Here is a 16,246-nt window from a genome sequence, read left to right on the forward strand (position 1 = left end):
CGCATGTCTGAGTAGCCGTTCCCGCTCAAGTCAGCAAAAGCTTTTTCAAAGCTTGAATTTTGTCCCTCACAAAGGCAGCCTTTTCAAATTCCAAATCCCTGGCCAGAGCCCGCATCTCTCTTTCCAGTTTCACAATGTCTTTTTCCAGTTTGCCCCTGTCCATTCCATAAGCCTGAACATCTTCTGCAGCGAGAGCCATTGTGGCCTGCTTTTCAGGCTGGTGCATATCGTAAAGAGTATTAACTCCCTTTTTGGTTATGGAAACTGGAGTAATATTATTCTCTACATTATGCTGAACCTGCTTCTGCCTTCTTCTTTCAGTCTCTTCCATGGCTCTCTGCATGGAACCGGTTATTTTATCAGCATACATGATAACCCGACCTTCCAAATTTCTCGCAGCTCGCCCAAAAGTCTGAATCATGGATCTTGTGGAGCGCAAAAAACCTTCTTTGTCAGCGTCCAGTATAGCCACAAGAGAAACCTCAGGAATATCCAGCCCTTCTCGCAGAAGATTGATGCCAACCAGAACACTGAACTCTCCAGCCCGCAAAGCCTGAATAATAGCCACTCGTTCCAGAGTATCAATATCAGAATGCAAGTATCTGGACCTTACGCCGCGCTCTTGAATATAATCAGTCAGATCTTCAGCCATTCTTTTGGTCAGCGTAGTTACCAGCACCCTTTCATCATTGTTTTGTCTTTTCAGACATTCATTAAGCAAATCATCCATCTGTCCTGTTGTGGGACGCACTTCGATTTCAGGATCCACCAAGCCTGTAGGCCTGATAATCTGCTCCACAACAATACCATGGGAGCGATCCATCTCCCATTGCCCCGGGGTAGCTGACACAAAAACAGTCTGCCCCATTCGTTCAAGAAACTCATCAAAGCTTAAGGGTCGGTTATCAAGAGCTGAAGGAAGCCTGAAGCCAAAATCTACCAGAGTCTTTTTTCTGGAAATATCACCATTATACATCCCGCCAACCTGGGAAACAGAGATGTGTGATTCATCCATAAACAGAAGGTAGTCGTCAGGAAAGTAATCAAGAAGACAGGATGGAGGCTGTCCAGACTTGCGTCCATCCAGATGCCGGGAATAGTTTTCTATGCCATTGCAATAACCCATTTCCTGAATCATTTCCAGATCCAACTGGGTTTTCTGCTCTAATCGCTGAGCTTCAACAAGCATATTCTGTTCTTCAAACCAGACCAGTCTGCGCCTTAATTCTTCCCGGATATCGTTCATTGCCCGATGTAGATTGTCCTGGTCTGAGACATAGTGGCTGCCTGGATAGATAATAGTTTTTTTCAGTCTGCTCTTTATTTCGCCTGTTAAAGGATCAGCATCATAAAGAGCCTCCACTGTGTCTCCAAAAAACTCTATTCTCAGGGCCTGCTCTACCCTGTACGCAGGGATAAGCTCAAGAACATCCCCTCTAACTCTGAAAGTTCCTCTGTGGAAATCGTAATCATTGCGTTCATACTGGATCTCCACCAACCTGCCCATAAGTTCATCCATGTCAATGGTCTGCCCTTCTTCAATGGGAATAATCATCTTGGAATAGTACTCTGGAGATCCCAGACCATAAATACAGGAGACAGATGCAACAATAAGCACATCCTCCCTGGTCAGCAGCGCATGTGTGGCTGAGTGCCTTAGCTTGTCAATGTCATCATTGATGGATGAGTCTTTTTCAATATATGTATCTGTTCGAGGCAAGTATGCTTCAGGCTGGTAGTAATCATAATAGCTTACAAAATACTCCACAGCATTTTCAGGAAAAAGAAGCTTGAATTCATTATATAACTGGGCGGCAAGAGTCTTGTTGGGGGCCATTATCAGGGCCGGTCTGTTTACTCCGGCAATAACATTGGCCATGGTAAAAGTTTTCCCCGAACCGGTCACGCCGAGCAGGACCTGGCTGTCAACGCCCTGCTCAATATTTTTGATAATTTGGGCTATGGCCTGAACCTGGTCCCCTTGAGGAGTATATTCGGAAATTAACTTGAACTGGTTCATATCTCACTAACCATCAACAACACTCACTCAACCCGTGCCTTGATACGACCATCAAGTACAAGAATTTTCAAACCGTCTCCTGATTGCACATCCTTTACACCGCGCAGAAACTGTCCTGTTTTGTCAACTTCCACAAGAGAATAGCCGCGCTTTAAAGGACCATGTGGATCAAGATCCGACAGCCTTTGAGAAGCAATGTTCAATCTGTTTTCATTCATTGTGTGTAAAGACTGTCCGCCTGCCAGCAATCTGCTTTCCAGGTAAGACAATTCGTTGCTTCGCATGTCCCAGAACTCAGGACCGAATCTAAATCTCAACCTGCTGGACAAATCGGCCAGTCGCTGGCTTCTGTTTTGTAAAACATCCCTCATTGCACGTATCAGGCGATCTTTCAATGCCTCAAGACGTTCTTCGAGCCTCTGCATGCGATGTGCCGGGCTCAACCAGCCCAAAGCCTTGATTAAGCTGTTGAGTTCGTTTTCATTTTCTTTTAGATAATTGGAGTAACTTTTAATCAGTGTCAGCTCCATTTCATCGAGTTTTTGAGCCAGGTCTTTTCTCTGAGGCCACAATGACTGAGCAGCCTGGCTGGGGGTGGCAACTCTTTTATCAGCAGTCAAGTCTGCTATGGTGGTATCTGTTTCATGCCCGATGCCTGTCAGCACCGGCAGTGTGGATTCAAAAATTGCATGAGCAACCTGTTCATCATTAAAGGCCCACAAATCCTCAAGGGAGCCCCCTCCGCGCATAACAACAATCAACTGTGCCCATGCATGTTCATTGGCCAGTTTAATTGCTTTGACAATCTGTCCGGGCGCACGGTCACCCTGTACCAGGCATGGATAAACTCTTATTTCACTGCCAAGTCCAAGATCTTCAGCTACTCGAGTAAAATCATGTATAACCGCACCTGTGGGTGCTGTAACCACTGCCACCCTGTCTGGACTGTATGGCACTGGCCTTTTCCTGCTCTCGTCGAAATATCCCTGGGCCTGCAGCTTTTTTTTCAAGGCCTCAAACGCCAGAAAAAGATCACCAAGGCCCTGTTCCTGAACCAGTTCAGCTATAAGCTGGTAAGTTCCTCTCGGAGCATACACTCCGATTTTTCCAGCGCAGACGACATCCTGACCATTTTCCAGAGTAGCAGCAGGATCAGCCTTATTCTGACGGCTGAAAGGCTGGGTATTTTTGAACCACGCCACCTGCAATCCTGCCTGATCATCTTTGAGGGAAAAGTAGATATGTCCTGATCCTGGTCTGGACAAATTGGAAACCTGACCTCTGACCCAGATAAATGGGAAATGCACTTCAACCAGTTCCTTAATGGAAGAAGTCAGTTCAGCTACTGAAAAGATATGGGGCATAATGTTTACAAACCAAAGTGAGCATGAACATCTTTTCTGATTGAAGCAAATTCGTCATCAAAATTGTCCATGGGAATTTCAAACCTCTGACCTGAATGCCTGATCTTGACTTCAAAAATACCGTTCTTGATACCCTTGCCTCCAATAACTATCTGAATGGGAGAGCCGATAAGGTCCACATCTTTGAATTTAAATCCCGGGCGCTCATCACGGTCATCAAGAAGCACATCAACTCCCATTGTTTTGAGCTTTTCATATACATTGTCAGCCTCTTTTCCAACCTGTTCATCCTTGTAATTTAAAGCAATGACCACTGCCTCAAAAGGAGCAATGGCCGGAGTGAATATTATTCCATTCTGGTCGTGATTCTGTTCAATACAGGCAGCCAGAATTCTGCTGACCCCAATGCCGTAGCACCCCATGACGATCAACTTTTCTTTGCCGCCCTCATCTAAGTATGTTGCCTTCATGGCCTGACTGTACTTTGTACCAAGCTTGAAAATATGACCAACCTCTATTCCCTTGGTCAAGTAGATATTTCCCTCACAGCGCGGACAGGGGTCTTTTTCAGTTATGATTCTAAGGTCGAAATATCCGCCGATCTGGGCATCACGCCTTAAATCTACATGTTTAAGGTGGGCGTCGGTTTCATTGGCTCCGGTCACCCAGTCTGTATCAAACTGCAGCTCCAGATCAGCCACAATGCGATCAACATTCAATCCAACAGGACCTGCAAAACCTACTCTGGCACCAGTCCAGGATTCAATATCTGCCTGCCTGGCCATTTCTAAGTTCTGGGCATTGAGAATATTTTTCAGCTTGATTTCATTGAGTTCACGATCCCCGCGAACAAGGGCGGCAATGGATCGGCCATCAGCTTTATAGAGCATGGTCTTAATGACCTTGCCGGCAGGAACTTTAAGGAAATCAGCTACCTCGTCAACAGTATGCAATCCTGGAGTAGCTATTTTTTCCGCAGGCAAAGCACATTCTGCACAATCATCACCATGACATTTAACTTCAGCCTTTTCTAAGTTGGCGGCAAAATCACAGTCATTGCACGTGGCAATGGTATCCTCGCCTGTATCAGCCAAAACCATGAACTCATGAGAAAAGCTGCCTCCTATGGCCCCGGAATCAGCTTCAACCGCTCTGAACTTCAGACCAAGCTTTTCAAAAATACTGATGTAGGCTTTGCGCATTTCCTCATAACTTCTGGACGCACCGGCATCGTCAACATCAAAAGAATACGCGTCCTTCATGATAAATTCGCGACCGCGCATCAAACCAAATCTTGGCCTGATTTCATCACGAAATTTGGTTTGTATCTGGTATAGATTAACGGGCAGGTGCCTGTAAGACTTTATCTCACGGCGTATAAGATCAGTAATAACTTCTTCATGAGTTGGTCCAATGCAGTAATCGCGATTATGCCTGTCCTGAAAGCGCAACAACTCTCTGCCATAAGCCTCCCAGCGCTGTGACTCTATCCATAAATCTCCGGGTTGAACAGCTGGCATGAGCATCTCAATGCCGTTGAACCTGTTCATTTCCTGGCGCACAATAGTTGAAATCTTCTGCAAAGACTTCCAGCCAGTTGGAAGATAAGTATAGATTCCTGATGTCAGTTTGCGGATCATACCCGCTCTGAGCAAAAGTTTGTGACTGATTACTTCAGCTTCAGAAGGATCCTCTTTCAAAGTGGGAATAAAGTATCGGCTCCAGCGCATGTAGATCTCCTGGTAAAAAGTTTGTTTGAATGGTTGTAACTTTCAACTCGTTGCGGGTCATTAACTCTTTGTGAGCATCTTGGTGACGTACAGCTTCAATCCTAACGCGGACTGTGCCCACAACCTCAAAAAAGATATTTTAACCGCCCGTTCGAAGACTCACTCAAGACGCAAAGGGCGCAAAGGAAGAAAGAAGTTTTTTCATTTGCCGGGGAACGGCAAATGAAAAGGCAGCCTTTTTGAAAACCGATGCCCGGTTTTCAAAAAAATATCTTCATTAATGTCTTTAACTTTGAGTCCTTCGCGTCTTTGCGATTCAAATTTTCTTTTTTTTATGACAGGATTTCAGAAATAAGTTACTAATAGCAAGAAACAAAAAAAACTATTTGAAACTGACAAAAGCAATAATGTCCATGACCCCAAACCTTCAGCCTTCAGCCTTAAACCTTCAGCCTAAAAACTCTGTTATAACCTCAACTTAACAATCCTTGTTTCAGTTGATTTGTGGGCACAGCCTGAACTATGGGGCAGGCAAGATGATAAACATACACGCTCTTACTGTCTGCTAAACTGCACGGCAATCACTGCAGCGTCCATAAAGTACAATTTCATGATCTTCAAGAATAAACCCGTTGGGCACCATGGTATTGAATTCTCCCGGACAGCCGTCAACACAGAAAACCCTGTCGCATTTCCTGCAGCAGAAATGGTGATGATGGTGCAGCGAAGGATCACTTTTTTCATACCTGGCTCCCTGACCAGGCATGACAAACTCCCTGACAAAGCCCTCTTTCTTAAGCTCTCTCAGATTTCTATAAACCGTGGCTATACCCAAACCCGAGACTTCCTCTTTGGCCTTGCTCAGGATTTCCTGGGGACTCATGGGACCTTTTGACTGCCTGATACACTTTACAATTGCGTCTCTTTGCCGAGTTTTATGCTTCATGTATGTGCCTCCTGACTCTACTATATGGATAAACTAATGAAGATGCAACTTTTTCCAATATCTCTCAGCACTTTGCATGAGTAATGCGGGCTGTGTCCACAACCCTGTGTTAACAACCCAATTTAAACAAGGGTCGTTAAGTTGGGACGATAACTGGAATTTTCAGGCTGAAGGCTGAAGGCTGAAGAATTAGGATCTTGGCCATTCTCGTTCACAGGCTTTAGATGCTAATTCCACAACCGAGGCATTGACTTTTAATAATCAATAACCTATTATCATTTTCATATTGAGCTTCATGTTAGCTTGTTGGAACCTGTGCATGTTTACTGAAATTCTTGCAGCCACAGGCATGGTGTTTTTCGGAAATTATTCGCTTTGGCGAAGCCGGGTTTACCCAGGGCTGCATTTGTATCAAAAAAGGAGAAAAAAATGAGCCACTCAAAAACCGAGTTAAGTCAGAACAAAATTTTCATTATTATCATGGCATTTTCAGCTGTATTATTAATGATGCCATCTTTTGCCAGGGCAGATAATGAAATTCAAATCATGGTCAGCATCCCTCCCCAAAAGTATTTTGTTGAAAAAATTGGAGGATCCAGAGTAAATGTCAACATAATGCTCCCACCCGGGGCCAGTCCACATTCATTCGAGCCAAGACCTGCGCAAATGACTCAATTGGGTAGCGCTGATATCTACATGGCCATTGGTGTGGAATATGAAAAAACACTTTTACCTCGCATCAAGTCCATGCATCCTGACCTGACTATAGTTCATACTGATCATAACATAAAAAAAATATCCATGGCTTCCTGCTCCCACGACCACCACCATGAACATCACCATGAGCACGGGCATAATCACGGGCATGAGCACGGACATGAGCACGGACATGAGCACGGACACGGGCATGGACACGATGATGACCAGCATGAACATCATGCCCACAGGCATGACGGGCACGACCCTCACATCTGGCTTTCTCCTGATTTAGTCATGCTACAGGCGTCAAACATTTTCAAATCGCTTACCAAAGCCAATCCTGAAGATGCTGACTATTTTCAGCAGAACTACATAAACTTCATTAACGAACTGGTACATCTTGATCAGGAGATTAAGCATATGTTTGCGGACATCAAGCCAGGCAGCAAATTCATGGTCTTTCATCCAGCCTGGGGATACTTTGCCCGGGCCTATGGTCTCAGGCAAATACCTGTTGAGGTGGAAGGCAAAGAACCTAAGCCCGGTGATTTAAGACAGCTTATTGACACAGCCCTGCAGGAAAATATAAGAGTTGTTTTTGTATCACCTCAATTTTCCAAACGCAGTGCTCAAACCATAGCCGATTCTATTGAAGGGAAAACCCTGTCCATCAATCCTTTATCTGAAAACTGGAAAGAAAACATGCTGACTGTGGCCGGTGAAATCCAGTCAGCAATGGGGGTAAAACAACATTAATGCCATAAAGGTCAAAAACCTCAGTTTTTCCTACAACAGCCATCCTGTGCTGGAAAATGTCAACCTTGAGGTTGCAGCAGGAGATTTTGTTGCTGTTCTCGGACCCAATGGGGGTGGCAAGTCCACCCTCATTAAAATTATGCTGGGCATTCTGCCCCTGCAAGAAGGACAGATATACATACTTGGAGAAATTCCTGGAAAAGCAGCACACAAAATCGGTTATGTTCCCCAGCATGCAACAAGCGCTGACAAGTTTCCAGTAAATGTCCTTGATGTCGTGCTCATGGGCCGGCTTGGAAGCATTGGGCGCTTCAAGAAATACAAGCCTCAGGACTACTCTATGGCAGAGAAGGCTCTTGAGCATGTGGGAATGGAAAAACTCAAAAACACCTTGATCAGCAATCTATCCGGAGGTCAGAAGCAGCGTGTACTCATTGCCAGGGCACTGGCCTGTGATCCAGAAATTCTTTTTCTGGATGAACCTACAGCCAGCGTTGACCAGAGCTTTCATTCCAGGCTTTATGATCTACTCAACGACTTAAACCGGTCAGGCAAAACCATCGTGGTCATCAGTCACGATCTGTCCGTCCTTTCCAGCCATGCCAAATCAGTTGCATGTGTTAATAAAAATCTGTACTTTCACGACTCTTCGGAAATAAGTCAGGATATGCTGGAAAAAGTATATCACTGCCCTGTGGAGCTCATCACCCACGGATCAATTCCGCACAGGGTCCTCAAACACCATCATTGCACACATGATTGAAGTCCTTCAGTACGAATTCATGCGTAATGCCCTCATGGCCGGTCTGTTAGTGAGCATTGCCTGTGGTATTATCGGCGCCTTAGTTGTGGTCAACAGGATTGTCTTTATTTCCGGAGGCATAGCCCATGCATCGTATGGTGGCATTGGACTGGCTTTCTTTGCAGGTTTTTCGCCCAACATGGGTGCTGCACTGGCAGCGTTGATTTCCGCTCTAATCATGGGCTTGGTCAGCAGGGGCAAAAAGCACCGCGCTGATACTGTCATTGGTGTTATATGGGCTGTAGGCATGTCCACCGGGATCATTCTGATAGACCTGACCCCGGGATACAATGTGGACCTCATGAGTTATCTTTTCGGAAGCATTCTCATGGTTCCCAAATCCTCATTATGGACCATGGCTGTCATGAATCTGGGAATTTTTATCCTGATACAATTATTTTACAGAGATTTTCTAACCATGTCCTATGACGAAGAATTTGCTGTTGCCATGGGGGTGCCTGTGGGGGCACTCTACTTTCTACTGTTGATAATGGTAGCCTTGACAGTAGTCATGACTATTCAGGTGGTGGGACTGATCCTTGTTATTGCCCTATTGACCATTCCGTCGTATCTTGCTGAAAAGTACACCAGATCATTGAAAAGCATGATGCTTGCAGCTGTTTTGATAAGTATATTCTTTACTCAGACCGGAATATGGCTGTCTTATTATCTCAACCTGACCACAGGCGCTACCATAGTAATGGTGGCTGCAGCATTTTTCTTTCTGTCCGGACTGGTTTCAAAAATACCCTATAAGTAACTACAATCGTATATGTAATAAAATCAAGGCATTATGGTTTTACCATACAGATTGCTTCGGTCGCTTAGGCTCCCTCGTGGATGACAGGTTTAGAGCAACTACATCCCTGACAGCTCAGGTGTCATTGCGAGCGAGTCTTCGAGCGCGGCAATCCTTGTTGCGAGCGAAGCGAAGCAATCTCGTGCTAAGGCTGATTTTTTGTTACTCACAAGTTCGGTCCCGGTCCGCCCGGCTGAGGAGCTTACAAGTAACTTCAAAAAAACTGGACCCCGGATCAAGTCCGGGGTGACGGTTAAAGCAAACTATTACTTTTTGCCGTCATTCCGGCGAAGGCCGGAATCCAGTTTTTTTCTTGTTCCCAGGCAGGAGCCTGGGAACGAGCACTAAGGCTGAAAGGAGAAGGCCTTGTAACTTCGACTTTAGACTTTTGACTTTACTCTTTTGACTTGGGACTTCGAACTTTAGACCTTGGACCTTAGACCTTAGACCTTGGACCTTGGACTTTAAACCCTTTAATTTCACTCTTGTAACAGCTTCAGACTTGCAACAGTCTTGCAGTAGTGAGTAAAATAATTGTAATCCATGCTGAATTATCCTGATATCAATCCCGTTGCCTTTGAGATAGGTCCTCTTCAGTTACGCTGGTATGGACTCATGTATCTTATTGGCTTTGCAACTGCCTGGCTCCTGGCGAGATACAGAGCTGGAAAGCCTGGATCAGGCTGGACCAGACAGGAACTGCCCGACTTGATCACCTATTGCGCCCTGGGTGTAATTATCGGGGCCAGAGTGGGTTATGTGTTGTTTTATGATTTTTTCAGCTTTATCTCTCGCCCCTGGGAACTCGTCATGATCTGGCAGGGAGGGATGTCTTTTCATGGCGGTCTGGTTGGAGTTCTTGTCTGTTTGTGGCTTTACGCCCGCAAAACCAACAGATCTTTTTTCACAGTAAGCGACTTTGTTTCACCCCTTGCTCCTTTGGGTCTTATGTTCGGCAGACTGGGCAATTTCATCAATTCAGAACTATGGGGACGCCCTACAGACATGCCATGGGGAATGGTCTTTCCTGATCATGCTTCCGGGTTCGTTTCAAGACACCCTTCCCAGCTTTATCAGGCCTTTCTTGAAGGACTGGTATTGTTTATAATTATATGGTTTTTCTCTAATCAAAAAAGACCAAAAATGGCTGTTTCAGGTATGTTTTGTCTGGGATATGGAGTATTCAGATTTATTGTGGAATTTTTCCGGGAACCTGATGCTCATCTTGGATTTTTGCTTATGGACTGGATGACCATGGGACAAATCCTGTGTGTGCCCCTTATCTTTGTGGGATTGACTGCCATAGTGCTGGCATATCGAAAAAAATAGCAACAATCTCCAGTCTATAAGTTGTTGTAACACTGCAGCGACATTTTGTGTTAATTATTGCTTCTACCATCGGGGACGGGAGCATTACGCGTTTCTGACAACCAGATAGGGGACAGTCCCGAAGCCAGGGACAGTCCCCCTCCGGGCTGTAAGCCTCCGGGCAGGAAGCCGTGCCAAGCCATGATAAACCGCTTTTAACCCAAAAAAAGCTGTGACAAACACATCAATTTTTTCAGTTGTCAGAAACGCGTAATGCTCCCATCGGGGAAAGGCACTTTTGCCGACCTTAAACCGCATACCAGACATGGACTATCCGGCGGCAAAAGAGCCAGTCCCCTTTCTGCATAAATTAAGTGTTCCTGTAGTGGTAATTATTCACCACATACGGCATATGACTATTATTCTATCCTGGATTCCGGCTTTCGCCGCAATGACGGTACAGAGCAACTCTCTGCTTTAACCAAAACCCCGGTCATGATCCGGAGTCCAGATCTTCCTGTTGGATCTTGCTGAACAGTTACCAGTTTCTTAACCTTCCCCCTTCATCCTTCCCCCTTCCCCCTTCAGCCTTCAGCCTTCCCCTTTAAGCCTGTCACAAACTTAGCTACCCTCAGACTGGGGCAAGGTAAAAAGCACGCTGGTGCCCTCCCCGACCCTGCTTTCAATACGTATTTTACCTCCATGCTTTTCCACAAAATCCTTGCAAAGAATCAAACCCAATCCAGTACTGGTCTCCCCTTCTGTACCGGGCATGACACTTTTATGGGCAATGGAAAAAACTTTGGCGATATCATCCTCTTCCATGCCCATGCCATTGTCATGGATCCCCAACTCAACAAAATCAGCAATTTTTTCAGCTGAAATATTTACAGTGCCACCTCGTGGGGTAAACTTTATTGCATTGGAAAGCAGATTACGTAAAATGGTGTTGATCATAAACTCATCAGCCCATACTTCAAGACCATCCGGGACTGATTGAACGATCTTAATTTTTTTTTGCGCAGCTACCGACTCCAGAACACCTGTGTTGATGGATACCAGTTCACACAATTCTCGTGACTCCGGCTCAAACTTGATCAATCCACGCTGCATCCTGGCCCATTGCAACAAATTTTCCAACAAGGCAAACAGGCTCTTTGAAGATCTGTAAAGCCCTGCTGATGCCTCCTTTATCTCGTCCCGGGTCCATGACACCCCGTCAGCTGCAATCATTTGAGACAGACTGAGCAGCCCTGACATGGGCGATTTTAAATCATGTGCTATTATGGAAAAAAATTTATCTTTTTCAGCCAATGCCTGTTCAAGCTCCTGGTTAACCTCGGTCAGCTTTTCCTGAGCTTCTTTGCGCTGTGTTATATCTGTAGCAATTTCCATTCGCACCAGCCTGCCGTCAATCCAGTGAATGGCCCTGTCACGACAGTCGTACCAGCGCCCAGTCAGAGAATTCCTGTATTCCCATGTATAAACTCCTGAGGGCTTGCCGTCCGGGCTTATCAACTCATGATTTGTACAAAATGAACATGGTCCATCCTGTTGTGCCTGTATCACTTTCCAACATTCTTTACCAATAATATCCCCAAAAACTCTTGAGGCAAATTCATTACAAAAAAGCACTTTGTGGCTGTCCATATCAATAATAAACACAAAGGCTTCAATACTGTTCATTACAGTTTTCAGTCGATCATGTGACAACATTAGTTCATTTCTGGCCTTGATGCGCTCAGAAATATCCCGGACCGCACCTACTCTGTACTCATCAGTGCCAACCTGAAAATTCCTGGCTTCAAGCTCAGCATGAAATACTTCTCCATTTTTCCTTATCCCCCTGACTGTGTAGGGCCGCGCATAATCTTTAATTATATTTTCTCTGATTACTACATGATCTTCCGGGTGAAAGGCAACTTCAAGAATATCTCTCCCCAGAAGCTCATCTCGAGTGTAACCGAAGATCTTGGTCATTGATGTGTTTACATCCTTCACTATGCCGGATTTATGTATGACAATCCCTTCCATGGTTACATCAGAAAGAAGACGATAACGTTCTTCACTGACCAATAGATTTTGCTCAGCCAGCATTCGGTCGCTGATGTCTGTATGCGTTCCCACCATACGCATGGGATTGCCCTGTCTGTCGCGTTGAACTACCTTCCCCCGGCCGCGTATCCAAAGCCATTCGCCATCACGCTTTAGAAACCTGAAAACCCAGTCCAGCACTTCCTTTTGACCTGAAAAATTGTCATCGATAAGCTTCTTCAAAGTTATAAAGTCATCAGGGTGAACTCTTTTGGCAAACTCTTCAAATGTGCTGGCAAATTCCCCTGGTTCATATCCGGCCATGGTATAATATCTGTCATCAAAATATAACTTGTCATCAGTAATATCCCAGTCCCAGATACCTTCGTTTATCGCGGTCATAACCTTGGCCAGTCTGTCCTCTCTCTCTATAAGAGCTTCATTTTTCTTTCTGAGAAGACTGTACAATTCCAGGGCTTCAAGGGAAGACGCGCAGTTTTGACAAAGAATCATCACCAGAGGAATTGTGGCATCAGGTAATCCCTGACCATGCTCCAGGTGTCCCAGAAATATCCCCCTGATTCTGGAAGCAGTTGCAATGGCCTGGATCATAAATCTGCCTTGTGTTTCTGAAGCAGAAGCAAAAACAGGCTTCTCACTGTTAATGGCCAGAGCAATCAGTCCATCATCCACAAGGTGGTCAAACTCCGAACAGAGCTGAGCTTTAGTATCTGCAGGATCATTCAGTACAAAATCAAAACTGTTTGTTTCTTCATCTACAAGCCATATACCAATACTTTTAAACTGAGCAAGACGAATAATCCTGGAGGCAATATCCTTCAGAATATCCATTCTGTCTTCAAACCGGCCATGTTCAGGGCGAAAATCAGCCCAGTCAGCAGTAGAGTTCAGGGTATCAATTATATTTCTTTGTGTCTCTTCAAGAAATTTGACCCTTGTCTTCAACTTTTCTATCAGATCATCCTTCATCACCACTCCCCGGAACTATAATTTGCATTAAATCACGCAGTTGATTACTGGTTTGAGATACCACTTTGGTCAAAACACTTGGTTTAAGTCCGGTCACCTGCCATGCCTCTTTATCTATGGGCGTTACTCGCCTTGATCCGCTGTGCCCGAACCCCATGCCATGGGCAATGGAATCAGCAATCTGTACCAGTAAAGCTTCGTCAAGGTTATCCCAGCTACGTGCATGATGACGTGCAAGAATGTCGGCCAGGGTGGGGGGGATATTCCATTCCTTTAGCAACGCCTCTCCAAGGTCAGCATGGGTAAAACCTGTATGCTTACGCTCAAGCTGATACAAGGGAACCGGCTGTTCTGCAGCAGCAAGCAGAATCCCTGCGCAGACATCGGGATGATGCTTAATGAGAACCATTCTGCCAATATCATGGAGCAGTCCGCCTACAAATACCCTTTCAGTATCAGGCATGCCTGCTTCAGCGGCCAGAATTCTTGCCAGAACTCCCACGGCAATACTGTGTTCCCAGAAATCGTTTACATTTACGATATCTTCAGGAATATCATCAAACATGGATGTCACGGAAATGCCCATGGCCAGGTTAGTGATCTCTACTGTGCCTACTATGGTCACAGCTCTGGACAGGGTGTCTATCCTGGAAATAAAACTGTAAAAAGTACTGTTGACTAATTTTAGCATTCTTGAAGAAAGACTTGTATCCTTACTGATAACTTCAGCAATATGAGCTGCAGAACTTACAGGGCTTTTGACCACTTCCATGATCTCATAAAAGACATCCGGTAATGACACCAGCTCAACTTCCCTTTTGACAAGGGACTCCATATCAATCTTCTTCTTTTCTGGTTCATGGCAAATTAATTTTTTGAGATGATCATCCCGCCCCCGGTACTTCTCGACCACTTTTCTCGCATTTTTTCTGTCAAGCCCCTGGGTAATCTTCTTTGTAAAAAGCCATTCTAATTTTTTATGTACTTGAAAATTTCGGTCGCAACCTGCAAAACGCCAGTTCACCATAGCCTGCAGAACGCTGGTTACATCAGGATCAAAACAAGCAAAAAGATCAAGATCTTCTTCATCAACGGGCGGACCTTCAACCTTTGCTTCAGTAATGCCCCAGATGCGGGCGATTTTTATACGCTCCTCGGTCAATCTGTGCCCGGTAGGCAAAATAAGCCTGCCTTTGCTTGTCCGTAAATCTGAGACCAGAATCATACCCGGCTTCAAATCCTCCATACTAACAACTCTCATAACTGCTCCTCCCGTTGTCCCTGTTCCTTGCCAGTTAAAGAAGCAGTCTGTTTTTCAGAATAAGCTCTACGAATGGTTTCAGTTAGTTTTTTTATATCTACAGGCTTTTGCAGGCAGGCAAAAGCACCCATTTGAGCACACTGACGCAATTCTTTCTCCTGTCCCCCTCCAGACAAAATAATAACAGGCAGATTTGCATGACTTCTTTTGATAAGGCTAAGAACCTGTATTCCATCAATTTCAGGCAGCATTAAATCAAGAATAACCACTTCGGGTTCATCTTCTTCTATCAATTCCAAGGCTTCCTCTCCATTATATACTACAGCAGTGCCCATCTCTCTCATTCGCAAACGGTCTGACAATTTCTGGGCATACCTTTTTTCATCATCCACCAGCAACACTTTGGAAGGAGTTTCAGAATCAAAAGGACGATATACGTCTGTTTCAAACATATCCGGTCCGGCCTGGATCTCATATTCCACATCCTCCACAAGATTTTCCATAATAGATTTCAGGTCTCCTTCCAGTTTTTCAGTACGCATGATATTTTTTTCCAGCCTGATGACAAGCTTGTCCTGGATGAATTTGGCCCTGACTATCCAGCCTCTTAATGACAGTTCAGCCTCAATATCGGCTGTAAGAGCAAAATTCTCTGCTGCAAGCAAAGATTCTTTGTTGGGCAGCGTAACAGCCCTTTTAGCATAAGATCTGATGATAGATGCAGCCTCATCCACAGAAGATTTATCCATGGAAATGAGAATATCATAAAGTGAAGATTCCCAGGGGCCTTGATGGACGACATATTCTGTCCAGCGATAACGGCTTTCATCTTCTTGAGAAATCAGCTTGTTCAGATCGTTGGCGTTGAGATGATGCTGTTGGGCTGCTATCTCTAACCGATAGCTCAAATCAGCCGTCAGACACACCTTAAGTACATGAGTCAACCCTTTGGGTATAAGAAAACCGCCAAAACCGATTAATAACAGGTCATGTTTAAGAAAATGGGCTGCCAGAACGGATTTATAGCAGGCAATACAACGTTGCTTCTCCTTGGTGAATTTATTGAATACTGATGTCTTTCCAAACAATGCTTTGTAAAACTTATCTTCCGCAATTTCATACTTTTCCGAGGCCTGTGCAATAATTTGCCTGTCCCGGACAATATTGAGCCGCATGTCATTGACAAGACTGCTGACCACTTCCTCTTCCCGGCAATAGGGAGCACTGAAAACTGTAATTGTCGGCATGGCTGTTTTTCCTCATAGCATTGAAATATGTTGTTTTGCAGCTGAAAGCTCAAAGCTCAAAGCTGAAAGCTCAAAGCTGAAAGCTGAAAGCTGAAAGCTGAAAGCTGAAAGCTCAAAGCTGAAAGCTCAAAGCTCAAAGCTGAAAGCTCAAAGCTGAAAGCTCAAAGCTCAAAGCTCAAAGCTGAAGAACTCGGACTTTGCACATCAAAAGTTTAGACTTTGGACTTGAACCTTAACCTTGGACTTAAAACTTAAAACCTAATACTTAAAACCTAATACTTAAAACTTAA

General features: G+C 44.8%; 11 protein-coding genes. 4 read left to right on the forward strand and 7 right to left on the reverse strand.

Annotated elements, in window-relative coordinates; genetic code table 11:
* Positions 1-25: 25 nt before the first annotated feature.
* From uvrB to LZ23_RS02880, 4 genes are all read right to left on the reverse strand, one after another.
* Positions 26-2,020 (reverse strand): excinuclease ABC subunit UvrB, encoded by a 1,995-nt coding sequence (uvrB, locus tag LZ23_RS02865; RefSeq protein ID WP_045211429.1) that lies wholly within the window; start codon positions 2,018-2,020, stop codon positions 26-28.
* A 23-nt stretch (positions 2,021-2,043) separates the two neighbouring features.
* A complete protein-coding gene (gene xseA, locus LZ23_RS02870) occupies positions 2,044-3,384 on the reverse strand; it encodes an exodeoxyribonuclease VII large subunit (RefSeq protein ID WP_045211431.1) in 1,341 nt (446 codons plus the stop codon).
* A gap of 5 nt (positions 3,385-3,389) precedes the next feature.
* Entirely contained in the window at positions 3,390-5,114 is a 1,725-nt protein-coding gene (locus LZ23_RS02875; protein WP_045211433.1) for a proline--tRNA ligase, read from the reverse strand.
* A 565-nt stretch (positions 5,115-5,679) separates the two neighbouring features.
* On the reverse strand, positions 5,680-6,060 hold the full coding sequence (locus LZ23_RS02880; RefSeq protein WP_045211435.1) for a Fur family transcriptional regulator: 381 nt from the start codon (positions 6,058-6,060) through the stop codon (positions 5,680-5,682).
* Positions 6,061-6,489: 429 nt separating this feature from the next.
* Between LZ23_RS02880 and LZ23_RS02885 the strand changes: the two genes are divergently transcribed.
* From LZ23_RS02885 to lgt, 4 genes are all read left to right on the forward strand, one after another.
* Positions 6,490-7,515, forward strand: a complete 1,026-nt coding sequence (locus LZ23_RS02885) for a metal ABC transporter solute-binding protein, Zn/Mn family (protein WP_052507060.1) — start codon at positions 6,490-6,492, stop codon at positions 7,513-7,515.
* A 46-nt stretch (positions 7,516-7,561) separates the two neighbouring features.
* Positions 7,562-8,278 (forward strand): metal ABC transporter ATP-binding protein, encoded by a 717-nt coding sequence (locus LZ23_RS02890; RefSeq protein ID WP_232300385.1) that lies wholly within the window; start codon positions 7,562-7,564, stop codon positions 8,276-8,278.
* Positions 8,271-9,077 (forward strand): metal ABC transporter permease, encoded by an 807-nt coding sequence (locus tag LZ23_RS02895; RefSeq protein ID WP_045211439.1) that lies wholly within the window; start codon positions 8,271-8,273, stop codon positions 9,075-9,077. The genes LZ23_RS02890 and LZ23_RS02895 overlap by 8 nt, the downstream gene beginning before the upstream one ends.
* Before the next feature lie 582 nt (positions 9,078-9,659).
* Complete coding sequence (gene lgt / locus LZ23_RS02905) at positions 9,660-10,445, forward strand: prolipoprotein diacylglyceryl transferase (protein ID WP_045211443.1); 786 nt, start codon at positions 9,660-9,662, stop codon at positions 10,443-10,445.
* A gap of 600 nt (positions 10,446-11,045) precedes the next feature.
* Here lgt and LZ23_RS22195 read toward each other — a convergent pair.
* The 3 genes from LZ23_RS22195 to LZ23_RS02925 are packed head-to-tail and all read right to left on the reverse strand — an operon-like array spanning position 11,046 to position 15,956.
* A complete protein-coding gene (locus LZ23_RS22195; protein ID WP_052507061.1) occupies positions 11,046-13,448 on the reverse strand; it encodes a PAS domain S-box protein in 2,403 nt (800 codons plus the stop codon).
* Positions 13,438-14,709, reverse strand: a complete 1,272-nt coding sequence (locus LZ23_RS02920; protein ID WP_045211446.1) for an HDOD domain-containing protein — start codon at positions 14,707-14,709, stop codon at positions 13,438-13,440. Before LZ23_RS02920 ends, LZ23_RS22195 begins: the two co-directional genes overlap by 11 nt.
* Positions 14,706-15,956, reverse strand: a complete 1,251-nt coding sequence (locus LZ23_RS02925) for a response regulator (RefSeq protein ID WP_045211447.1) — start codon at positions 15,954-15,956, stop codon at positions 14,706-14,708. Before LZ23_RS02925 ends, LZ23_RS02920 begins: the two co-directional genes overlap by 4 nt.
* Between the last annotated feature and the right edge of the window lie 290 nt (positions 15,957-16,246).

Origin of the sequence: Desulfonatronovibrio magnus, assembly GCF_000934755.1 — a bacterium.
In the GTDB taxonomy this organism is placed as follows: Bacteria; Desulfobacterota; Desulfovibrionia; order Desulfovibrionales; family Desulfonatronovibrionaceae; genus Desulfonatronovibrio; species Desulfonatronovibrio magnus.

Bases quoted from the DNA above. Each gene is read 5' to 3' on its own strand.
- lgt (WP_045211443.1), top strand. From the start codon at position 9,660: ATGCTGAATTATCCTGATATCAATCCCGTTGCCTTTGAGATAGGTCCT.
- LZ23_RS02885 (WP_052507060.1), top strand. From the start codon at position 6,490: ATGAGCCACTCAAAAACCGAGTTAAGTCAGAACAAAATTTTCATTATT.
- LZ23_RS02925 (WP_045211447.1), bottom strand. From the start codon at position 15,956: ATGCCGACAATTACAGTTTTCAGTGCTCCCTATTGCCGGGAAGAGGAA.
- uvrB (WP_045211429.1), bottom strand. From the start codon at position 2,020: ATGAACCAGTTCAAGTTAATTTCCGAATATACTCCTCAAGGGGACCAG.
- LZ23_RS02875 (WP_045211433.1), bottom strand. From the start codon at position 5,114: ATGCGCTGGAGCCGATACTTTATTCCCACTTTGAAAGAGGATCCTTCT.
- LZ23_RS02880 (WP_045211435.1), bottom strand. From the start codon at position 6,060: ATGAAGCATAAAACTCGGCAAAGAGACGCAATTGTAAAGTGTATCAGG.
- LZ23_RS22195 (WP_052507061.1), bottom strand. From the start codon at position 13,448: ATGAAGGATGATCTGATAGAAAAGTTGAAGACAAGGGTCAAATTTCTT.
- xseA (WP_045211431.1), bottom strand. From the start codon at position 3,384: ATGCCCCATATCTTTTCAGTAGCTGAACTGACTTCTTCCATTAAGGAA.
- LZ23_RS02895 (WP_045211439.1), top strand. From the start codon at position 8,271: ATGATTGAAGTCCTTCAGTACGAATTCATGCGTAATGCCCTCATGGCC.
- LZ23_RS02920 (WP_045211446.1), bottom strand. From the start codon at position 14,709: ATGAGAGTTGTTAGTATGGAGGATTTGAAGCCGGGTATGATTCTGGTC.